The 21,446-nt window shown below is 51.6% G+C and carries 21 protein-coding genes and 1 riboswitch; of the genes, 11 read left to right on the top strand and 10 right to left on the bottom strand.

Features of this window, described 5'->3' with window-relative positions; all coding sequences use genetic code 11:
- Positions 1-101 precede the first annotated feature (101 nt).
- From OSH01_RS02040 to OSH01_RS02030, 3 genes are read left to right on the top strand one after another with little or no spacing between them, the layout of a single operon-like run.
- Positions 102-818: a metal ABC transporter ATP-binding protein gene (locus OSH01_RS02040; RefSeq protein ID WP_266122378.1), complete on the top strand. Its 717-nt coding sequence runs from the start codon at positions 102-104 to the stop codon at positions 816-818.
- Positions 815-1,717, top strand: coding sequence for a metal ABC transporter permease (locus OSH01_RS02035; RefSeq protein WP_266122377.1), 903 nt, complete (start codon positions 815-817; stop codon positions 1,715-1,717). The genes OSH01_RS02040 and OSH01_RS02035 overlap by 4 nt, the downstream gene beginning before the upstream one ends.
- A complete protein-coding gene (locus OSH01_RS02030) occupies positions 1,717-2,679 on the top strand; it encodes a metal ABC transporter solute-binding protein, Zn/Mn family (protein ID WP_266122376.1) in 963 nt (320 codons plus the stop codon). The genes OSH01_RS02035 and OSH01_RS02030 overlap by 1 nt, the downstream gene beginning before the upstream one ends.
- Here OSH01_RS02030 and xerC read toward each other — a convergent pair.
- Genes xerC through OSH01_RS02005 form a run of 5 tightly spaced genes read right to left on the bottom strand, consistent with a single transcriptional unit; the run spans position 2,676 to position 6,940 of the window.
- Entirely contained in the window at positions 2,676-3,647 is a 972-nt protein-coding gene (xerC, locus tag OSH01_RS02025; RefSeq protein WP_266122375.1) for a tyrosine recombinase XerC, read from the bottom strand. The two genes, OSH01_RS02030 and xerC, sit on opposite strands and share 4 nt — an antisense overlap.
- Positions 3,631-4,284 carry a DUF484 family protein gene (locus OSH01_RS02020; RefSeq protein ID WP_266122374.1) on the bottom strand — a complete coding sequence of 218 codons (654 nt, stop codon included), beginning with the start codon at positions 4,282-4,284 and terminating at the stop codon, positions 3,631-3,633. Before OSH01_RS02020 ends, xerC begins: the two co-directional genes overlap by 17 nt.
- Positions 4,285-4,301: 17 nt before the next feature.
- Entirely contained in the window at positions 4,302-5,201 is a 900-nt protein-coding gene (gene dapF, locus OSH01_RS02015) for a diaminopimelate epimerase (protein WP_266122373.1), read from the bottom strand.
- Between the two features lies 1 nt (position 5,202).
- Positions 5,203-6,090 (bottom strand): lysophospholipid acyltransferase family protein, encoded by an 888-nt coding sequence (locus OSH01_RS02010; protein WP_266122848.1) that lies wholly within the window; start codon positions 6,088-6,090, stop codon positions 5,203-5,205.
- Positions 6,077-6,940 (bottom strand): lysophospholipid acyltransferase family protein, encoded by an 864-nt coding sequence (locus tag OSH01_RS02005; protein ID WP_266122372.1) that lies wholly within the window; start codon positions 6,938-6,940, stop codon positions 6,077-6,079. Before OSH01_RS02005 ends, OSH01_RS02010 begins: the two co-directional genes overlap by 14 nt.
- A gap of 238 nt (positions 6,941-7,178) precedes the next feature.
- Here OSH01_RS02005 and metK point away from each other — a divergent pair, with 238 nt between their 5' ends.
- The 5 genes from metK to metF all read left to right on the top strand — a co-directional run bounded on the left by metK (position 7,179) and on the right by metF (position 11,537).
- Entirely contained in the window at positions 7,179-8,342 is a 1,164-nt protein-coding gene (metK, locus tag OSH01_RS02000; RefSeq protein ID WP_266122371.1) for a methionine adenosyltransferase, read from the top strand.
- 125 nt (positions 8,343-8,467) lie between these two features.
- The gene (locus OSH01_RS01995) at positions 8,468-8,683 is read left to right on the top strand and encodes a DUF1289 domain-containing protein (protein WP_266122847.1); all 216 of its coding nucleotides are present in this window, start codon (positions 8,468-8,470) and stop codon (positions 8,681-8,683) included.
- A gap of 73 nt (positions 8,684-8,756) precedes the next feature.
- A riboswitch (S-adenosyl-L-homocysteine riboswitch) is annotated at positions 8,757-8,852 on the top strand.
- Positions 8,853-8,896: 44 nt separating this feature from the next.
- Positions 8,897-10,324 carry an adenosylhomocysteinase gene (gene ahcY, locus OSH01_RS01990; protein ID WP_376918084.1) on the top strand — a complete coding sequence of 476 codons (1,428 nt, stop codon included), beginning with the start codon at positions 8,897-8,899 and terminating at the stop codon, positions 10,322-10,324.
- A 35-nt stretch (positions 10,325-10,359) separates the two neighbouring features.
- On the top strand, positions 10,360-10,701 hold the full coding sequence (locus OSH01_RS01985; protein ID WP_266122369.1) for a phage holin family protein: 342 nt from the start codon (positions 10,360-10,362) through the stop codon (positions 10,699-10,701).
- Positions 10,698-11,537 carry a methylenetetrahydrofolate reductase [NAD(P)H] gene (gene metF, locus OSH01_RS01980; RefSeq protein WP_266122368.1) on the top strand — a complete coding sequence of 280 codons (840 nt, stop codon included), beginning with the start codon at positions 10,698-10,700 and terminating at the stop codon, positions 11,535-11,537. Before OSH01_RS01985 ends, metF begins: the two co-directional genes overlap by 4 nt.
- Positions 11,538-11,593: 56 nt before the next feature.
- Here the strand turns inward: metF and OSH01_RS01975 are convergent, their stop codons facing one another.
- Complete coding sequence (locus OSH01_RS01975; RefSeq protein ID WP_266122367.1) at positions 11,594-12,226, bottom strand: 5-formyltetrahydrofolate cyclo-ligase; 633 nt, start codon at positions 12,224-12,226, stop codon at positions 11,594-11,596.
- Positions 12,227-12,236: 10 nt separating this feature from the next.
- On the opposite strand from OSH01_RS01975, the gene OSH01_RS01970 reads away from it, so the two are divergent.
- Together OSH01_RS01970 and OSH01_RS01965 are read left to right on the top strand one after the other, a co-directional pair.
- Entirely contained in the window at positions 12,237-14,339 is a 2,103-nt protein-coding gene (locus OSH01_RS01970; RefSeq protein ID WP_266122366.1) for a lytic transglycosylase domain-containing protein, read from the top strand.
- A gap of 98 nt (positions 14,340-14,437) precedes the next feature.
- The gene (locus OSH01_RS01965) at positions 14,438-15,514 is read left to right on the top strand and encodes a CCA tRNA nucleotidyltransferase (protein ID WP_376918100.1); all 1,077 of its coding nucleotides are present in this window, start codon (positions 14,438-14,440) and stop codon (positions 15,512-15,514) included.
- An 11-nt stretch (positions 15,515-15,525) separates the two neighbouring features.
- Here the strand turns inward: OSH01_RS01965 and OSH01_RS01960 are convergent, their stop codons facing one another.
- Both OSH01_RS01960 and OSH01_RS01955 read right to left on the bottom strand, forming a co-directional pair.
- On the bottom strand, positions 15,526-16,752 hold the full coding sequence (locus OSH01_RS01960; protein WP_266122364.1) for a class I SAM-dependent methyltransferase: 1,227 nt from the start codon (positions 16,750-16,752) through the stop codon (positions 15,526-15,528).
- Positions 16,753-16,757: 5 nt separating this feature from the next.
- Positions 16,758-16,952 (bottom strand): hypothetical protein, encoded by a 195-nt coding sequence (locus OSH01_RS01955; protein ID WP_266122363.1) that lies wholly within the window; start codon positions 16,950-16,952, stop codon positions 16,758-16,760.
- A gap of 114 nt (positions 16,953-17,066) precedes the next feature.
- Here OSH01_RS01955 and OSH01_RS01950 point away from each other — a divergent pair, with 114 nt between their 5' ends.
- Complete coding sequence (locus OSH01_RS01950; RefSeq protein WP_266122362.1) at positions 17,067-17,606, top strand: class I SAM-dependent methyltransferase; 540 nt, start codon at positions 17,067-17,069, stop codon at positions 17,604-17,606.
- Between the two features lie 4 nt (positions 17,607-17,610).
- Here the strand turns inward: OSH01_RS01950 and OSH01_RS01945 are convergent, their stop codons facing one another.
- Entirely contained in the window at positions 17,611-18,393 is a 783-nt protein-coding gene (locus tag OSH01_RS01945; RefSeq protein WP_266122361.1) for a sulfite exporter TauE/SafE family protein, read from the bottom strand.
- A gap of 103 nt (positions 18,394-18,496) precedes the next feature.
- Positions 18,497-21,337, bottom strand: coding sequence for a phosphoenolpyruvate carboxylase (ppc, locus tag OSH01_RS01940; protein WP_266122360.1), 2,841 nt, complete (start codon positions 21,335-21,337; stop codon positions 18,497-18,499).
- Between the last annotated feature and the right edge of the window lie 109 nt (positions 21,338-21,446).

The following is a 21,446-nucleotide window of genomic DNA, read 5'->3' as shown; positions in this document are numbered from 1 at the left end:
ACCATACTACTACGTTCAGCGTGGCGACGTTTTGTTTTTGCATTGTTGATTTCTGCTGCGTTGTGGAGCTTAACAGCCTACGCCATAGGGTGGATTGCCTAATGGGGGTGCCTTTAATTAGTCTAGATCAGGTGTTTCTAGGCTGGCGTGACAAAATTGCTGTGCGCAATATAAGTGGTGTTTTTACTCAAGGTTCACTCACCGCTGTCGTGGGGCCTAACGGGGCCGGAAAATCGACCTTATTTAAAGGCTTAACCGGACAAATCAATCCTTTGCGTGGGCATATCCATATAGCACGAGAAGTCGAGGCTCGAATGGCCTTATTGCCACAGATGGGTGATATTGATAAAAGTTTCCCGATTTCGGTGTATGACATGGTCGCCATGGGGGCCTGGCGGCGGGTAGGGGCTCTGGGTGGTTTCTCGCAGCAAGAGCATGTTTCGGTGGGAGTGGCCTTAGCGCAGGTGGGGTTAAGTGACTTTGCTCGTCGCCCTATCGGCACCTTGTCAGGGGGGCAGTTGCAGCGTGCTTTATTTGCACGATTAATTTTGCAGCAAGCGGATGTGTTGTTGTTAGACGAGCCTTTTGCTGCCGTAGACAGGGCGACAACGGAAGATTTGATGCGCTTGATCTGTCAATGGCATGAACAAGGTCATACGGTGATTACCGTTTTGCATGATTTGGATTTGGTACGGGAGTTTTTTCCGCAAACATTATTGCTCGCGGGGCAGACGGTTGCGTGGGGGCCTACAGACTCAGTGCTGACTACAGAGAATTTGCACATGGCCAGACATCTTTGTGCTGGGGATTATCTATGAGCGAGCTCTGGCACTATTTAGCCCAACCATTTTTCGAATACAGCTTTATGCTGCGTGCGCTGGCAGGCTCGTTTGCTTTGGCTGCGGCTGCAGGCCCCTTAGGTGTGTTCTTGGTGTTGAGACGCATGAGCCTGATGGGGGATGCGATGGCACACGCCATTTTACCGGGAGTCGCGGTCGGTTTTCTCACCGCAGGCTTGTCGTTGGGGGCCATGGCATTAGGCGGTGTGATTACTGGGATTGTGGTGGCCTTACTAGCAGGTTTAGTAGCTCGGATCACCCCCTTGCGCGAGGATGCAAGCTTTGCAGCGTTCTACTTAGTATCTCTAGGCCTAGGTGTGTTGCTCGTGTCCATACGCGGCTCGAATATGGATTTACTCCACGTTTTGTTTGGCACGGTATTAGGGTTGGATGACGACTCGCTCTTATTGGTGACGGGTGCTAGTACCTTAAGTTTGCTGGTGCTGGCCGTGATTTATCGACCGTTGGTCATGGAGTGCTTGGACCCTATCTTTTTGCGCACGCAACGAGGGGGTGGATCGTTAGCGCATATGGGTTTTTTGCTTTTGTTAGTCATCACCCTAGTGGCGGGCTTTCAAGTGTTAGGGACTCTGATGGTAGTAGGAATCATGATGTTGCCCGCGGCCTCTGCCCGCTTCTGGGTGCATTCTGTGGCGAGCCAAATGTCGGTATCAGGCGCACTCGGCATGCTGAGTGCTTATGTCGGTTTGTTGCTGTCTTATCACTATGATTTGCCTGCCTCGCCAGCCATTATTTTGGCGGCTGGTCTATTTTATTTTTTATCTCTTGGCTTCGGCCCCCATGGCGGCTTGTATCGGACGATATTGGCCATGAAAAGCCGTCGACGCCGTTTGACCTCAATATTGGAGCAAGACTGATGCCTACCCCCTCACTGCAAGGTTTCGTGTGTAATGGGCTGCTGATGGCTATCATGGCAATACCCGGAGCCGCTCAGGCGCAGGCTGTTGAGCCTTTACGGGTGGTGGCTAGTTTTTCCATTTTAAGCGATATGGTTCAAGAAATAGGTGGAGACAAAATTGCTTTAAGCACGATAGTGGGTCGTGACGCCGATGCCCATACCTTCGAGCCCACACCCAGTGACACTAAGGCCTTAACACACGCCCAACTGCTGATAGTGAATGGCCTCGACTTTGAGGCTTGGATTCCTCGTTTGGTGCAGTCATCAGGCTACCAAGGCCCGCAGTTAGTCGCCAGTGCAGGGATCACACCTTTAGATTTTGAACATACCGCCGATAATAACCACGACCACGACCACGACCACGAGGATCACGACCATGGCCATTCGCATGGGCAACACGACCCTCATGCATGGCAGAGTTTGCAGCAGGCCCAAGTGTATGTAAAAAATATTGCCGTGGGCCTGGCACAGGCTGATCCGGCAAATGCCGATTATTATCAGGCTCGTGCGCAAGACTACGCCCAACGTATGCAAAGTCTGGATCAACATTGGCGTGCACAGTTTGCTAGGGTGCCATCTGACAAACGGCGTGTGATTACGTCGCACGATGCGTTTGCCTATTTTGCTAAGGCTTACGACATCCAGTTTTTGCCGCTTTTAGGTGTGTCGAATATGGCTGAGCCTTCGGCCAAAGAGATGGCTACTCTTATTAAGCAAGCTCGCGATGAACATATAGCCGCTATTTTTACGGAAAATGTGGTCAGCCCAAAATTGGCTCAACAAATGGCTCGTGAGGTCGGCACTAAGCTGGGGGGGGTACTGTATTCAGATGCTTTAGGCCCAGAAGGTAGCGAGGCAGGGACTTATTTGGGCATGATGGATTGGAATGCTAAGCAGGTTTATGAAGCATTACAGCCTTAGTCGGTTTTTTTACGGCGGGCTCGTGGATGAGCCTGATCGTATACGTGGGCGAGGTGCTGAAAATCTAAGCGTGTGTAGATTTGGGTAGTGGAAATATTGCTATGCCCTAATAACTCTTGTACTGCGCGTAAGTCTTGCGAGGACTGTAATAGGTGACTGGCGAAGCTGTGGCGTAAGCTGTGCGGGTGTACTTGCATGGGAAGGCCGACTTGCCGTGCCATGTTTTCTAGCCGCTGTTGCACAATACGAGGATGAATGCGCGCTCCGCGAGCCCCTAAAAACAGAGCTGCATCGGCGTCCGGGTTAGCTTGTTGGCCGGCGAGTTGAACGCGCACTGCTAACCATTGTTGCAATGCTTTTACTGCCTGTTCGCCTATAGGCAATAAGCGGCGCTTACCCCCTTTGCCGTGCACCGAGAGTTCCCGCGAATCTAGTATCAGCCAGCTTTGTGACTCATAGTGTGGGCTTTTGCGGTAATGCATATCTAGGCTGACAAGCTCTGCTAAACGCAGACCGCAAGAGTAAAAGAGTTCGAACATGGCCTGATCACGCTTGTCTTGAGCATGATCGGGTGCGGGTAGGCCTTTACGGTCTAGAAGCGCTTGGGTCTGATCGATAGATAGCGCCTTGGGTAACGATTTGGGACTGCGTGGTGCTTTAAGTGCACTAGCCGGGTTGCGTGGCCAGTGTTCTTGCAGACTACGCCATTGGTAGTAGCTGCGCCAAGCCGACAATATACGCGCTAGGCTACGGGGCGCCATGCCTTCTTTGTGTAGTTGTGCCAAGCCTTGCCGCAGCTCAGCCTCTTGCAGGGTGTCTGGGTGAACGTGTGGGAATAAGGTCACGAGTTGACGCAGATCACGGTGGTAGTTGCTTAAAGTGTGCGGTGAATAGCGCTGGTCTTGCTCTAGATGCACTAGCCACTCTTGGATGCTGCTGGGTAAGCTAGGGTTAAGAGGTTTGCTCATCAGTGTTTGCTGGCAGGCGTTGCAATGTGGCGCTACAGATTTGGCCAATTTGCGTTAAAAAAGTGGTATCCATGTCGCGTGTAAAGCGAGTGGCATCATTGGCGCCTAGCAACAGGACGCCACGCAGTATTTCGCCCTGAAAGAGGGGGATAGTAGCCACGGAGAGTGCGTTATCTTGTAGATCTTGCCAGCATGCCTCGCTGTGCGCGGGGCCACAATAGACGCGGTTGTGCTCTTGTATATGCTGCCGTAGCTCGGCGTAGTCAGTGGTTTGGTCCCATAGCGCGAGCTTGCATATCGGTAGTTCAAAGATATCTTGTAGGCTATGGCAAATATGTGTGGGCAGAGCCTGCTCTGAGGGCTCGGCCAGCATACGGCAATACCATTGATGGAGCAGTTGATTGATTTTTTCATTGCGCCGGGCATTGTGTAGCAGTGTATTAAGTTGCTTGTCCAAGTACTTATTTTTTTCGCGGAGCACTAGTATTTGTCGCTCACCCAAAGAAATGGCTTTAGCGTGCTGGGGGTGGGGTACCGTCATGCCGGCAAAGATATCGGCATACTGTTGAAAAAAATCGGGCTGAGTTTTCAAGAACTCAGCGATTTGTGTAGCGCTTAAGGTCGGTGCTGTATCCATGACAAATCGCTTTCCTTTTAACAAGATGAGGCGGTGAGACGTGCAATATCAATTTGACCGCTAAACACAGTGGCTACCGGACCACTCATGGTTAATTTGTTGTCTTCCCATTGTACGCACAGAGTGCCCCCACGCGTTTGTACTTGGACTGGGCTTTGCAGTAAACCTTGTCGTATGCCTACGAGTACAGCGGCACAAGCGCCCGTGCCACAAGCCAAGGTTTCCCCTGCGCCCCGTTCGTAGACGCGTAAGCGAATGTGATGCAAATCTAGAATTTGCATAAAGCCTACATTCACCTTTTGTGCAAAACGAGGGTGAGATTCGATATAGGGGCCTAACTGCTCCACCTTGGTGTGCTCGGTATCGCGAACAACCATAACCGCATGAGGATTAGAAATAGACGCTAAGGAGATCGCTAGTGTGCCCAACTCAGGGCTGATGGGTAATTCCCAAAGGGTATCTTGTCCTATCGCGGTGTAGGGCAGGCCTTGGCAGTCAAAGTGCACAGATTGCGGGGTAAAAGCGCAGGGGCCCATGTCTACCCATACGCCTTGCCCAGCGTGGTCGTGTAGTTGAATTAAGCCGCCGGCAATTTCAGCTATCAGTGGATTGGCCGTTGACAAGCCTTGCTCGTGTACAAAGCGTACAAAACAGCGAGCTCCATTCCCGCAATGTTCAACCTCTTGGCCGCTGGCATTAAAAATACGATAACGAAAGTGCGCTTGAGGGTGTTGGCTGGGCTCAACCAGTAGAATTTGATCCGCTCCTATTCCCAAGTGTCTGTTGGCTAAAGCTCTAGCACGTTCAGGCGTTAGCTTGATGGCCTGCCGTACTCCATCAAGCACGACAAAGTCATTTCCTGCGCCGTGCATTTTGCTAAAACGCCATATCTGGTTCATAGGAGAAGAATGGCTCATGTTAGTAAATGCGTTCCTCGCCCTCTGGACGGGTTTTAAAGCGTCGGTGTACCCAATAATACTGGGTTGGGTCGACGCGTATGCAGTCTTCAATTAAGGAGTTAATACGCGCCGTCGCTATTTCGGGGTCTGGCCCAGGAAAGTCCTCTAATGGAGGCATGACTTCCGTGGTGTATTGCCCAGTTTCTATATTAAGGCGACCTATCACCGGGATGACGACGGCATCTTGCTTGGCCGCTATTTGGGCCGTAGTGAGCAAAGTGGCGGCGGGTACACCAAAAAAGGGTGTGAATATACTGCCTGCGATTCCAAAGTCCATATCGGGTAAGTAAAAGACCGGTGCCCCTTCATGCAGGGCGCGTACGAGCTGACGTATGCCTTTTTTTCTGTCCATAAGTGGATAACTGGTAAAGCGACTGCGGCCTTCAAAGACAAGCCTGTCTACATCAGGGTCAGATTGGCGAGCAAAAAAACACGCCAATGGATCGATAGACATAGACAGGCGAGTGCCGACGGCGTCCATGCTAACGAAATGTGGGACGAGTAGCAGCACACGCTTGTTAGCCGCCAATGCTTCTTCAATATGATGCAAGCCTTGAAGTGCGACGGTGTTGAGAATGGTGGATTCTAGGCCGAACCATAATAAACCTCGATCTATCAGTGATTGCCCCAGCAAACGGAAGTGCTTTTGTTGCCATCGATCACGGGTGTCTTGGTCCACCTCGGGAAAACAGAGGGCTAAGTTAGTGTGCACAATTTGTGCTCGACGACGAGCTACGCGTGGGATTAACCAGCCCAGTGCAGCTCCCCAGCGTAAACGAGTCGCAGTGGAGCAGTGGCCGAAGTAACGAAACAGTCGTTTTAAGAGGGGGTATTTATTCAGTTTCATAGCGTTGTACGTCAGGGAGGGGCGGCGCATCGTGAGGCACCTTGTAGCGGTTATAGCTCCACAAATACTGGGTAGGAAAACGGCGTATCAAGATTTCCATGGATGCATTAATGAGTGCTGCCATGGCGGCCTGGTCTTTAGGGTAGGGCTCAGGCAAGCGCAAATAATGTATGCGCCAGCCTTGCCCCTTAGGTAAGCGCTCACCCGCTGTTAGTACCACCGGCACTTGCGCTTGTAAGGCCAGTTTTCCCGCTAAAGTCATGGTAAGAGCAGGCCGCTTGAAAAAAGGGGCCCAAGTGCCGTCCCCGCCACTAGGGACTTGGTCGGGCAACATGCCTACTGCTCGCCCCTGGCGCAGAGCTTTAACAAACTCGCGTACGCCGCGCATGTTGGCAGGAACGGCATGTAATTGAGGCAATTCCCTAGCGGCAACCATCACCGGTTCGAGAAAAGCTTGTCGAGGCGGCCTGAACATCACCGTTAAGGGGCCATGTTTGAGCAAAAATCGGGCCGTGATTTCAAAGCTTCCTAAGTGAGGTGTCAGGTACAAAATTCCGCGATTTTCTGCTAAGGCTTGATGCACAACCGCCTCATCGTCACTCTGACAGAGCGCTAGACTGTCTTGCGTACGCAACCAGATTTTGGGAGTTTCCATAATCATGGCGCCTGTTTCGGCAGCGGCTTGACGAAAGAAAGCCGGGGAGTCGTAGCCGGCTTGCTGACAGTTTTTTTGCAGACGTTGGCGGTATTTGCCGGGAAATGCGTATACTAGCAGGCCGATAAGGCGTCCTATCCGGTGCAATAACGATAACGGCAGACGGGCAATTAGTCGCAATAGTAGTAGCAACATGAGGCCTCAGCACTCCCAGAAAAGTGGTTACTCTTAAACTAAACGCTATTTTCGCTTAAAATGCATTGTATCGCTGAGTTAAACGACAACTTGCGGAGCGATGGGCTAGGCCCGTAAATACCGCTAAAGCGTCGCGCCCCGTATCGACTTTTAAATTACGTTGGTGGTCCCGAGGTGCTACGCCATTTTTAATTAAACAAGCCTGCCATGAAACAGGCATGCGTAAAGGTGCACCACTGTGATTAATAATGACTTCCTATTCACTTCTGAGTCTGTCTCTGAAGGTCATCCGGATAAAGTGGCTGACCAAGTCTCTGATGCGATTTTAGATGCCATTTTTACTCAAGATCCTCATTCGCGAGTAGCAGCCGAAACCCTATGCAATACTGGATTAATTGTACTCGCTGGTGAAATTACCACCACCGCCAATGTGGATTACATCCAAGTGGCTCGCGATACGATCAAGAAAATAGGCTATGACAATGGCGATTATGGTATTGATTACAAATCGTGCGCGGTATTGGTAGCGTACGACAAGCAGTCTCCTGATATTGCTCAGGGTGTAGACCGTGACGAGGCGGAAATCCTCAATCAAGGCGCTGGCGACCAAGGGTTGATGTTTGGTTATGCTTGCGATGAAACACCTGATTTAATGCCAGCTCCCATTTGGTATGCTCACCGCTTAGTCCAGCGTCAAAGTGAGTTGCGCAAAGATGGTCGCTTGAGCTGGTTGCGTCCGGATGCCAAGTCTCAGGTCACTTTTCGCTACGTCGATGGACGGCCGGTGGAAGTCGACACCATTGTATTGTCTACTCAGCACGCGCCTGAGGTTTCTCAAGAAGAAATCCGGGAAGCGGTGATCGAACATATCATTAAGCCAAGTATTCCAGAGGATTTGCTGGGCGCTAAAACCCGCTTTTTAGTCAATCCTACGGGTAAGTTTGTGATTGGTGGGCCGCAAGGTGATTGTGGTTTAACCGGCCGTAAAATTATTGTTGATACGTACGGTGGCGCTTGCCCTCATGGGGGGGGCGCTTTTTCGGGTAAAGACCCTTCCAAAGTTGACCGTTCCGCTGCCTATGCCGCGCGTTATGTGGCAAAAAATATTGTCGCCGCTGGTTTGGCACGTCAATGTCAAGTGCAACTGAGCTACGCAATCGGCGTGGCTGAGCCTATCAATATCACGATTTATACGGAAGGCACCGGGGTGGTTTCCGATGAGCAGCTTGCCCTGCTAGTGCGTGAGCATTTTGATTTGCGTCCTAAAGGCATTATCAATATGTTGGATTTGCTGCGTCCGATTTACTCCAAAACGGCTGCTTATGGTCACTTTGGCCGCAACGAGCCGGAGTTCAGTTGGGAAGCTACCGACAAGGCGCATTTGCTGCGTCAGTCTATTTAACTACTACGGTTTTTCGAAGGCTGCTGCCCCAGTGCGGGTGTCGGCCTTTTTTCATCTTGGGTACAAGGGTTAAGCACAGGCTTTGGGTAGAGGGGTGCTATGATTGATTTATGTCTAGAGTATTGATGTCCTCCTTGCCCACCGCTGGCGAAGATTATAAAGCCACGCGTCGTGATTCGCCTTGCGTAGCGGTCTGTTCGACCCTGTATGACGATGTTTGCCGCGGTTGTGGGCGTACCGCAATGGAAGTGGCGAATTGGGTATTTATGAACCAAGACGAAAAAGATCTGGTGTGGGAGCGCATTACCGAGCAGGGCTATCCACGGCGTAATAAATATTAGGATATGTGTTTTTCTTACAAGGGCTGCTCCCATTTGTAGGTGAAACGAGTACAATACCTAGCATTATTTCAACGTCCCTGAGGAGCGTTGCGACGAATCAATACGATGTTGATTTGCCAGGCTCAGGGCGCGTCAGGTTCATTACCTTTACAAACTACGCTCGCCATTACTTGCATAGCAGGCTGACGGCGGGTGTTATCTCTCTAGCAGTCTGTGTGCCGTTTTACCGGAGCTCAAACTGTGACGACTTTTTCCGATTACAAAATTGCTGATATTTCTTTAGCTGACTGGGGACGCCGAGAGCTTGCCGTCGCTGAAACTGAAATGCCAGGCCTGATGGCAACACGGCAAGAGTATGCTGCCTCTCAGCCCCTAAAGGGCGCGCGTATCGCCGGTAGTTTGCATATGACGATCCAAACAGGCGTGCTCATCGAGACGCTAGTGGCTTTGGGTGCCGAAGTGCGCTGGGCTTCATGCAATATTTTCTCCACTCAAGATCACGCGGCTGCAGCAATTGCTGCACGCAACATTCCTGTATTTGCCGTGAAAGGCGAAACCCTAGCGGAGTACTGGGAATACGCCCATGAAATATTCAATTGGCCCGGCGAACAGGCCAATATGATTTTGGACGATGGTGGTGACGCCACGGTGCTATTGCACTTGGGCGCCAAGGCAGAGAAGGACCTAAGCGTATTAGACAACCCTAGCAGCGAAGAGGAGCGTGCTTTGTACGCCTCGATACGCGCACGCCTGCAAACTGACGGTAGCTGGTACTCCACTCGTTTAGCGCAGATTCAGGGCGTAACCGAAGAAACGACCACAGGTGTACAGCGTTTGTACCAAATGGCGCGTAAAGGCGAACTGGCCTTCCCAGCGATTAACGTCAATGACTCAGTAACGAAGTCCAAGTTTGACAACCTGTATGGGTGCCGCGAGTCCTTGGTGGATGGTATCAAGCGTGCCACTGACGTTATGGTGGCAGGTAAAATTGCGGTCGTTTGCGGTTTTGGCGATGTCGGTAAAGGGTGTGCCCAGGCCTTAGTGGCGTTACGTGCGCAAGTATGGGTGACTGAAGTGGACCCCATTTGCGCCTTGCAGGCCTCTATGGAAGGTTATCGTGTAGTGACCATGGAGGAAGCCGCCGATAAAGCCGATATTTTTGTTACCGCTACGGGCAATTACCATGTCATTGATCGCTCGCACATGGAACGCATGAAAGATCAGGCTATTGTTTGCAATATTGGTCACTTTGATAACGAGATCGACGTGGCGTCCTTGGAAGATCTAGAGTGGGAAGAGATTAAGCCGCAGGTTGATCATGTTATTTTCCCTGACGGCAAACGTATTATCCTGCTCGCTAAAGGTCGCTTAGTGAACTTAGGTTGTGCTACTGGGCACCCTTCGTTTGTGATGTCTGCATCATTTACTAACCAAACCATTGCACAGATCGAGCTATTTACGCGTGGTAATCAGTATGAAACAGGTAAAGTATATGTTCTGCCTAAGCATTTAGACGAAAAAGTAGCTCGTCTGCATTTGAATAAGCTAGGCGTGAAGCTGACTACCCTTACCCCAGAGCAGGCCAATTATATTGACGTGCCTGTTCAGGGGCCATTTAAGGCAGATCACTACCGTTATTAAATCGATGTGCACCCACACACTTTAGGAGTCATACCATGGCCTCATTACTACTCATTTGGATCTTGAACGCTGTTGCTTTACTGGTGGTTGCTTATGTGTTGCCCGGCATTACCGTGGCATCGTTTGGTTCAGCACTGATTGCCGCGATTTTATTGGGTCTGTTGAATGCCTTGGTCAAGCCCATCTTAATTGTGCTGACTTTGCCCATTACCATCGTCACCTTAGGTCTATTCCTGTTTGTGCTCAATGCCTTGGTATTTTGGCTCGCAGGGTCGATTATTAAAGGCTTTGTCGTCAATGGTTTCTGGTGGGCTGTGTTGGGTGCCATTATTTATAGCCTTGTTTCGGGCTTATTGATTGGGCTTGTACAGAAATGACAACAAAGCAAACGCTGAGTCTCGAGTTTTTTCCCCCGCGTGATACAGAAGCGCAGGAAAAGCTAGTGCGCTCAGCGAAAACGTTGCAAAGTTTGCGCCCAGCTTATGTCAGCGTAACATTTGGAGCGGGGGGTTCTACCCGCTCCGGCACCTCTGGTACCGTGCGCACTTTGCAAAACTTAGGTTTTGATGTGGCTCCGCACTTGTCCTGTATGGGTGCTGGCCGCGAAGAGCTGACTCAGTTGTTGGATGAATACCAGCAGGTCGGGGTAAAACGTATTGTTGCCTTGCGAGGAGACTTGCCTTCCGGGATGGGGGGCGTAACAGGTGAGTTACGTTACGCGAGTGATTTAGTGAAATTTATTCGTGAGTATAGCGGTGATACTTTTCACCTCGAGGTGGCCGCTTATCCTGAAATGCATCCCGAGGCCAATAGCTTGGCGCAAGATATTGATCACTTTGTTCACAAGGTGAAGGCTGGCGCAAACAGTGCGATTACTCAGTACTTTTTCAATGCGCAAGCTTACTTCGACTTTGTGGCCAGGGTGCAAGCCAGAGGGCTGGACATTCCTATTACCCCAGGCATTATGCCCATTACTAATTCGACCCAGCTATTGCGATTTTCCAATATGTGCGGCGCGGATGTTCCACGCTGGATTCGGCAACGGCTGGCTGACTTTGGTGACGACAGGGCTTCTATCCGTGCGTTTGGCATTGATGTTGTTAGCCGGCTATGCCAAGACTTGCTCGATGGTGGAGCGCCCGGTTTGCATATGTATACCTTAAATGGCACCGAGGCCAGTTTGGGGATAGTCTCAGGCTTAAGCTGGCGGTAAATGTAGCCGGTGCCCGTAGGGTTCCGGCTGGGTAAGCTGGCAAAGGAATAAAAACCTTATAGTTCAGGAGCAGGTACTGCCCAGCCTTTGTCTGTCAGGATGGCATCTAGGCGTTGATCATGCGCAGCGGGCTGGTAGTCGGTGCCGCTTAGGTCACCTACCGCCCAAGCGATGCCCAAAGCAATAAAGTGGTGCCCCTGCTCGCGCCATTGAGCCAGCGTACGATCGTAATAACCTTTGCCGTAGCCCACGCGGTCTCCCTGTCGGGTATAACCTAGGGTCGGTACCAGGACGATATCGGGCAAACTAGTAACGGGCTCCGATTGTGGCACGTCTATTCCATATTTACCGGTTTCCATGGGCGTTTCAGGCGTCCATTGGTAAAATGTTAAGGGGGCCTCATCAGTGGTGACCACGGGTAGGGATAATTGCAACCCTTCTTCCTCTACCCATTGGTTTAATAAGGGAAATAAATCAGGTTCGCCCGCCATAGGATAAAAAGCAGCAATATGGCGCGGTACTGGTTTCCCCTGTTGGAGCAGACGGGTGCGGTTGGTCGCAAACCAAGTAAAGAGCCTGCCGCGAATCAGTAAAGCGCCGCGATTGGTCTCTATAGTAGCTTGTTGTGCGCGCAGCTCTTTTAGTCGCTTGCGCAGGTCGTCTGCGTTATGCTTTACGTTGTGATTCATGGTGTTTTTTATGGGCTCGAAAACGATGGTAATTAAACAGCAACAGTGCGTAGTGATGCAAGAGCAGAGGCGATTCTTATCGCACAAACGTAGCGTAGGTGCTGTGCTGCTAGCATCGTTGAGTCTGTTCGCTTGTGCCTCTGCTAATACGCCTGAACAGCAGGTACAGGTAAAGAGTGTAGCCGCAATAGCACCACAAGCCCAAGCCACCGATATGCGTCCCGCCTTAGAACCTGTTCGGCGCTGGACAAGTCTGCCTGCTGTGCCTACCGTAGCACGTGATTCGTTGGTGCAAGCACGTGAGGCAGTGAATAAAAAGCGCTGGGCTGAGCTGGGGCGTCTAGTGTCTGCGGCAAGTGCTGATCCTGTGCTAGGCGCCTACGCCCAGTATTGGCAACTACGTCGCATGCTTCAAGATGCCACGCAAATTATTCCACGTGATCAGCTACGCTCTTTTTTAGCCAATAATCAAGATGAGTATTTGAGCAACCGCTTAAAGTCAGACTGGATCCTAGCTGCGGCACGACAGTCTGACTTTGAACAAGTCAATCGCTTATGGCCAGTGGTGAATCCTAGCTCTCAAGTTCGTTGCGCTTATTTGCATGCGCAGTATGTCACCGGCCATAAAGTTCTGCCCGAACAAATTATTGATGCCTTTAGCGCTGGGCAGGCGTGTTGGTCGGCACTGGATCAGTTTTACAGCAGTGGCGTCGTCAGCTTTGTGCAAGTGCGCGATTTAATGCGTGACGCCCTAGAGTCCGCGCGCACGGCAGAAGCCCGTCGATTAGCGGCAATTATCTTTAGTGCGGCGCAAATGCGCGATTACACTGCCCTGATGGCAGATCCGCGCAAGTGGCTCAATGCACAAAGCTCGGCACAGGGGCAAGGAAAAACAGAGCTGATTACCTTAGCCTTGTCACGTTTAGGCAGAGGAGATCGCCAAGCCAATGCCGCTTATATAGAAAACCAGTGGGCGAAAAAACTACCCAAAGCTGATATGGATTGGGTGTGGGGGCAGTTCGGTTTAGTCAGTGCCTTACGAGTCGATCCTGATGCTGCGCGCTGGTATCGTAAAGCAGGCAGTACGCCCATGACAGATTACAACCATGCTTGGCGTGTACGTGCCGAGCTGCGTGAAAATAATATTGATTGGAAACACGTGCAGGCCGCGGTGGAAAAAATGGGTGCCTCCCAACGCGCGGAACCGGTCTGGGTGTATTGGCACGCCCGTGCCTTGCAAGCACAAGGTCAGCAAGAGCAAGCGAAGGCCGAATTCGAGTCTATTACGAACGATTTGAATTTTTATGGGCAGTTAGCCATCGAGGAGCTGGGGCGTACTCCTAGCCTACCCCCTACGCCCAGCCCATTAAGCACTGCTGAGATGCAAGATATACGTACCCACGCAGGGCTATTGCGTGCCATCGAGCTTTTTAAGTTGGGGTGGCGTCCTGAAGCGGTGGGAGAGTGGGCTTTTGCTTTACGTGGTATGAACGACAGGCAACTGCGTGCGGCAGCTGAACTGGCCCGTGAGAATCAAATCTACGATCGAGTCGTCAACACCTCTATGTTGACTAAACAAGAGGTCGATTTCAGCCAACGTTTTATCGCTCCATTCGAAGGTAGAGTAACGGCGCAAGCGCGCAATATTGCCCTAGATCCCGCTTGGGTTTATGGCTTGATTCGCCAAGAGTCGCGATTTATTACCGATGCGCGATCTGGAGTAGGCGCATCAGGCCTTATGCAGCTTATGCCGGACACAGCTCGTCATGTGGCCAAGCGTATTAATATGCAAAACTTCACGTTGAATCAAGTCAATGACTTTGAAGTTAACACCATATTAGGCACAAACTATTTGAATATGGTGCTTCAGCAATTAGATGGTTCACAAGTATTGGCTTCGGCCGGTTATAACGCTGGGCCAGGGCGTCCCATTAATTGGCGTTCCCGCCTGGGCAACCCCGTAGAAGGGGCTATCTTTGCAGAAACCATCCCTTTTACTGAAACCCGTTTATACGTGAAAAACGTATTATCGAACGCCACCTACTACTCTATGATGTTTAGTGGTCAGCCGCAGTCGCTCAAAGAGCGTTTGGGTACGGTAGCACCTAAGTAAACAAGGATACTGCAGTGACCACCACAGCACAGTTAAGCGATCAGCAACAGCAAGCCTTACAGCAATTACTCAGCGTTGCTGATCGTACTGATCCTTTATTGGACGGGCTAGAAGTGTATATTGTGGGTGGAGCGGTACGTGATGCGCTCCTTAACTTGGCCGCCGGCGATCGAGACTGGGTTGTGGTGGGGGCTTTGCCTGAGGATCTTGCTCAGCGCGGCTTTATCCCCGTCGGCGGAGACTTCCCCGTGTTTTTGCATCCCCGCACGAAAGAAGAGTTCGCTTTGGCGCGCACTGAGCGTAAATCAGGCAAAGGTTATAAAGGCTTTACCTTTTATACTGGGGTAGATGTTTCCTTAGCCGATGACCTGAAACGCAGAGACTTAACGGTGAATGCCTTAGCCTACAGTTTAGATGGGCGACTGTGCGATCCTTTAGGTGGTTGGGCGGATATACAGCAGCGGTGTTTGCGCCATATAGGGGCTGCTTTTAGTGAAGATCCCGTGCGACTTTTACGCTTGGCTCGTTTTGCCGCACGCTTTCATGATTTTTCGATTGCCGCTGAAACATTAGCACTGGCCCGAGACTTAGTGCGCCTAGGAGAGGTAGACGCCTTGGTTCCTGAGCGTGTTTGGCAAGAGTTTGCTAAGGGCTTATTGACAGCCGCTCCGGGGCGGATGCTACAGGTGTTGCAAGACACGGAAGCCTTAGCGCATATTGCTCCAAGCTTGTTGTATACCCCTGCCTTAGACTCTGTTTTGGCATGGGCGAGTAAGCAGAATCTACCATTATCAAGCCGTTACGCTCTGTTGTGCTCGCAATCCCCCGAGCTGGACAGTATTGCCAAAGCGTTGTGTAGCCCGCGTGAGGCGAAGGATATGGCACGTTTGCTACAGCTTATGCTGTCTAGTTCAGCCTTCAGCCTAGGTGCAGGGCCAGAGCAGTATTTAGAACTGTTCGAGCAGTGTGATGCCTTGCGTCGCCCAGATCGTTTTGAACAGTTACTGCATGCTGCGCAAGGTCTTATTACGCTTGATGAAAAAACATGGATGGGGCGTTTGGAGGCAATACGCCAAGTAGATGCCACAGCCATAGTACAAAAGTATAAAAACCAGGGCCAGCATATTAAGGCGGCCCTACGCCTGGCGCGGTTACAGCGCCTAGGCTCGGTGTGATCGATACGTTTTTACAGTCTATCGCGTCGGTCACCGCTACTAAAGCCTAGCAGAGGCGGGTCTATATCTTTACCCAAGGCGATGACCTTAAAAAGCTCGCCCATTTCTGCTTCAGAAAGCAGTTTTTGCGCCTGAGAAATCTGCTGGTTCCAGGCTATGGCACTGGCGCTATTATCGCGGCTCTCTGCGTCAGGGCTAGCAGCGGCTAATAAGCCCGGTAGTCCGCAGTTCATTAAGAAGCGAGCCTGCGAGGTATAGCCCAGCACATCTAAGCCGCTCTCTAGCGCGGCGTCGGCCATAGCGGTGAAGTCCACATGAGTGGTGATGTCTTGCATGCCTGCCAGTATCAAAGGCTGAGCATGGGCTAAATGGCGAAAGTGGCACATCAAGGTGCCTTCGGCACGTTGCTCGTGATAGTACTCGCGTTGTGGGAAGCCGTAGTCGATGAGTAACGCCGCCCCCTTGTGTAGCCATTCCCCCATACTACGTACCCACGCCTCAGCATTCAGATTGAGCTCGGATTGATAGGTGGGCAGACGGGGAACGCGCTCTAGCACCAATTGCTGTATATGCTCTGGGGCGGGACGGGCCGCCAAGACAAAGGGGGCTGGCAGCCCCGCAGCAATGTCGTCACTAGCCGCCTGCACGCCCAGCTCCATAATGTTGAGGTCCTCATCAATATGAAACAAGACCGCAGGCATAGCGTCCAGCACTTCATTTGCCAGCACACAGCCGACGAATTGAGTGGGTAGCTCGTCCAGCCACACCACATTGGCCTGTAGTGCGGTAAGGCGCTCTTGTTGGCGTTGACGCAGGTCGGGGGAGAGCTCCAAAATTTGATAATGAGGTTCTATCCCAGCACTGCGTAGGGCTGGAATGAGGGTTGCGGCAAGTGCGCCACTACCTGCGCCGAATTCGAGCACGGTGACGGCATCGCACTGTTGTAGTATTTGAGCCACCTGTCGGGCCAAGGTTTGACCAAATAAAGGGCTTAATTCGGGTGCTGTGGTGAAGTCCCCAGTGGGAGTGTTGCCACCAAACTTGGTGCTTCCTGCCGTGTAATAGCCTAGGCCGGGAGCATATAAAGCGGTTTGCATCCATTGATCAAAAGGCAAGAAACCATATGCTGCCTCGATTTGAGCGTGCAAATACTGGTGAACTTTAGCCTGATGCTCAAGCAAGGCCGCCGATAAGGGTGGGAGTCCATGCGGTAAAGAGGGAATAGCAAGTACAGTCATAAGTTCTACTCAGTAGGGTCGTCAGGGGGTTGGCGAGTAGCCTGTGCTTGAGAAAGTTGATACAGACTACGCAACATACCTATCAGCATGCCAATGAGGATGGCACTGATCAGGGCGAGAATAAAGTTGCCGATGAGTATCCATAGCGGCAGCAAAAGCAGTGCCATGACTAATAAGGGTTTTTGTAGCAAGGCTTTCATAAACACAAGCAGAGTCAATCGGGTAGTGTGTTCGATTGTACTGTAAGGGGAGGCGTGACCGCTTGCTAGAGCTTGGGCAATAATAGTGTTTTATGGTGGAACAAAAGGTAGGGTATGCCAGAAACAGCAAGCGTAAGTGAGTGGGTAGCACGCTGGGCGCATTTGCTCGTAGTGCCTGGTACGGTGTTAGATGTGGCCTGTGGGCGAGGGCGCCATACACGTTGGCTGGCGCAGCGGGGCCACATTATGATAGGCGTGGACCGTGACCCAGAGTCTGTCGTAGCGAGCAGTCCGTACGGTGAGATCGTTCAGGCTGATATTGAGAATGGCCCTTGGCCTTTTGCTGGCCGTCGCTTTAACGCTGTGGTGGTCTGTAACTATCTATGGCGACCGTTATGGCCCGTGATTCTTGATAGTCTTGAGCCGGGCGGTATGTTGATTTACGAAACCTTTGCTCAAGGCAATGAAATGTTTGGTCGTCCCCGGAACCCTGAATTTTTACTGCAACCGGGTGAGTTACTAGAGCGTTGCCAGGGAATGCATATCATTGCGTATGAACATGGCTTATTGCCAGGGCCCGAGCGGGTGGTACAACGCATTGTGGCACAGCGTCCCGATTTAACTGGGCCGGCGTTTTCCTCGTTAACAGCCTAGCTTGTTAAGCGCTTAGACTTTTGATCAGTAGGATGACGGCTACCACTGCAGTGAGTATTGAAAAGCCTTGTTGCAAGGTATGTGCAGGGATATGACTGGCAATAGCTCGCCCGAATAGCATCCCCAGCAACGCCGCCCCGGTAAACAACCAGCCTAGTGTAGGGATATGTGCACCGCTGCTCAACGCCACGGCGGCACCGCTTAGCGACACCAGAGCAATGAGTAAAAGCGACGTGGCTACGATGCTATGCATGGATAAATTACTATAACGACGCAACGACGGAACGATAAGGAATCCGCCGCCTACCCCCAACATCCCCGAGAACAAGCCTGCACTGGCGCCTATAGTGGCCAGCGTGGCACTGCTGCGTGCTGTCCAGTGAAAACGTCCTGTTTCAGGGTTCAATAGGCAAGGTTTTGTGTGTGGGATAGCTTCTTTTGCAGCACTGCGCAGCATCTTAGTGGCAATCCAAAGCATGAGCAGGGCAAAGGCGATCAGCAAGTAGCGTTCAGGCAAATGATGACCTAACCATAAGCCCATTTTTGTACACAGCGCCCCTACTGCCGCCATAAACAGGGCGGCACGGTAGCGCACAATATGTTTTCGGAGTCCATCGACAGCGCCAAGTAAGGCGGCGCAGCCTACGGCTAGTAAAGCAATAGGGGTGGCAGTGCTAAGGCTAAGCCCTAAGCCCAAGACTAAGGCAGGGATGGCCAGGATGCCACCGCCTGCACCTGTTAAGCCTAGGCTGAGGCCAGTCAGCGCCCCTAAAAGTAGAGCAAGCATACAGTTAACTCAAAAAGGGAAGTCAGACTGACTGCCAAGGCAGCCAGTCTTTTTAATCTCTTTTAGAAATTAACATATATCTTGAAGTAATAACAGGGGGATGTTAGCCAGAGTTACGCAGTCCCGCTGCAATACCGTTAATAGTTAGGTGAATAACGTGTTCGCTATTGACGCTATTGGCCGCTTTTTTACGTGCTTTAGGGGCACTGCTGTCCCGATAGCGACGTAGTAGCTCTACCTGCAAATGATTGAGTGGATCAATGTAGGCAAAGCGTTCGGCCAGAGCGTCTTGCAAGGCTTGGTCTTTAGCGAGTAGGTCGTGGCCGCAGATTTGTTTGAATAGGGCGACGGTGAGTTCGTATTCGGCTTTAATTTGCTCAAATACGCGTTCGCGTAGGGCGGCGTCCGCAACGAGATCGGCATATTTACTGCCAATGTCCAGATCTGTTTTGGCCAGCACCTGTTCCATGTTCGACAGCAAGGTGCTAAAGAACGGCCAATTTTGCGCCATTTCCTGCAGTTGCTGCAGACGTTGCTCAGGGGTGCTTTGGTCTTCGCCCGTGCCGTATTGCAGATACTCGTTTAACGCTGTACCTACCCCATACCAGCCTGGAATAGGCAGGCGGCACTGAGCCCAAGAGAACCCCCACGGTATCGCCCGCAAATCTTGTATGCTTTGCGTGGCTTTCCGAGAGGAAGGACGCGAGCCAATATTGAGCTGTGCAATTTCTCGGATGGGCGTTGATTCAAAGAAGTATTGATCAAAGCCGGGCGTACCGTACACCAGATCTCGATAGCTGTGTTCGGCTTTGGCGGACATCCAAGCCATGGCTTTACCATACCGACTACTATGTGCTTCGTCTGTTTGAGCAGCCTGCTTGGGGGCGGCTAAGCTGGCCTCAAGGGTGGCTGAAACAAAAAGCTCTAGGTGCCAGCGGCCCACCTCGGCGTCTTTGTACCGACCTTGAATCATTTCGCCTTGCTCGGTCAGACGGATCTGCCCGTTTACGGTGCCGGGGGGTTGGGCCAAAATAGCATCAAAACTGGAGCCACCCCCACGACCTACGGAACCCCCTCGGCCGTGGAACAAGCGCAAGCGAATTTTGCGACGACTAAAAACCTTAGCAAATTCGCGTTCAGCCTGATAGAGAGTCCAGTTAGAGGTGAGATAGCCACCATCCTTATTGCTGTCTGAATACCCCAGCATGACCTCTTGAACGCTACCATGTACATCACGAATACGGTGTCGGATCTCTGGCAAGTCTAGCCAGCGAGTCATAATGCCGGGCCCACGTTCTAAGTCAGGTATCGTTTCAAACAAGGGCACCACCATCAAGCCGGTTTCATTAGCCTGCTCTGAGCCGGGCACGATGAGACCGGTTTCCTGCTGTAGCACCAGCACCTCCAGCAAGTCACTCAGCGTTTCAGTATGGGAAACAATACTTTGTTCGATAGCACGCGCGCCAAAACGAGCGCGACACTGAGCTGCCATGCGTAAGATAGACAGTTCTTTTTCGGTTTCAGGGCTATAGCGATACCACGGTGATACGAGGGGGCGGCGATCTTTCAGCTCTTGGCGTAAGAGCGTAATACGATCTTCCTCGTCCAGCTTATGGTATTGCACCAATTGGCCCTTGTATTCGGTACCGGCGACCCGGAACAACTCATCTAGCACTCGTTCATGTACATCCGAGCTTTGACGTAAGTCTAGGGTAGCTAAGTGGAAACCGAAGACCTCTACGGCTTGTATTAGCGGTTGTAAACGCAGGTCTGCAATGGCACCGCCATAATGAGCAGATAAGGAGTCCGAGACGATTTTCAGGTCGGCCAGCAATTCTTGGGGGGTGTGGTAAGGCTGGGTGTCGTAAGTAGTGCGCTCGGCCAGTTGGCGGCCCAGCAAATGTACAGAGGTGGCTGCTAAACGGGCATAAATGTGGATCAGACTACGACGGTAGGGTTCGTCGATGCGGTGCGGAGAGGGGTCTAGACTGGTTTGCGACAACTTGCGCAAATCCGCGCTGACTTCTGTTAATCCGTCGGAAACAGAAATTTCAGTGGCGAGTGCCTTGACCTCTTGGAGATAATGGCGCAAGGCATATGCACTTTGGCGCTGCAAGGCCTCTTGCATGGTGTGTTGATCCACATTGGGGTTACCGTCACGGTCGCCCCCGATCCAACTGCCCATGCGCAAAAACGGTGGTAAAGCAGGGCTACTGGCTTCTAACGGAGACCGGGTGGGTTTGGACAGTAAAAGATCTAAGTCCTTGTAAACTTGAGGGATAGACGGTAAGAAGGTGGTGTTGTAGTAGGCTAATGCATTATCAATTTCATCTAACACATTCAGCTTATGATCACGCAACATGCGTGTTTGCCACAGTAGCGCCACTAAGCCGTTCAGACGCGCTTGGGCTTGGTGATTGCCTTGTTTGTGCTGGCTGGCATCAAGCTTGCGTAGTTGCTCGGCGATAGCCATATGCACGGCCAATGTGCTTTGACGCTGCACCTCGGTAGGGTGGGCGGTGAGCACAGGCATAACACATGCCTCTTGCAGATAGCGACGAATGCGGTTGGCACTTAGGCCTTGATCTAGCAGGGTTTTGACTGCATGTTGCAGGCTGCCGGGAGTATCTTCTGGATGTGCCGCATGACGACGGCGGTTTTGGTCGCGGTCTTCAGCTATATTAGACAAATGCAGGAAGTAGGCGAATGCGCGGGCGACGGAACGGGCTTGGGTATCAGAGAGCTTGGGAATGCTTTTTTCTAGAATCTCTGCCATAGCCGGGTCGTGTTCACGACGAAAGCCCACCGCAGAGCGGCGTAACGCTTCGATCATATTAAATGTTGCGCGACCTTCCGTTTCGCGAATCACATCGCCCAGAGCTTTGCCTAGAAAACGGATATCTTGACGTAGCGGTGAGGATACCCCGTTTGCCTTGTCCTGCATGTGGAACTCCTTGCTAGAGTTGAGTAAATCGTTCAATGTATGAGATATAGTCGTAGTATTACAGGAAAACTCGCATAGGTAGCAGTGATGTTCTGCACATAAATGCGCT

The sequence above is a fragment of the Alcaligenes endophyticus genome, assembly GCF_026344035.1.
Classification (GTDB): Bacteria; Pseudomonadota; Gammaproteobacteria; order Burkholderiales; family Burkholderiaceae_B; genus Alcaligenes; species Alcaligenes endophyticus.
The sequence above is the reverse complement of the archived record's forward strand: the minus strand, read 5'-3'. Positions and strand labels throughout refer to the sequence as shown.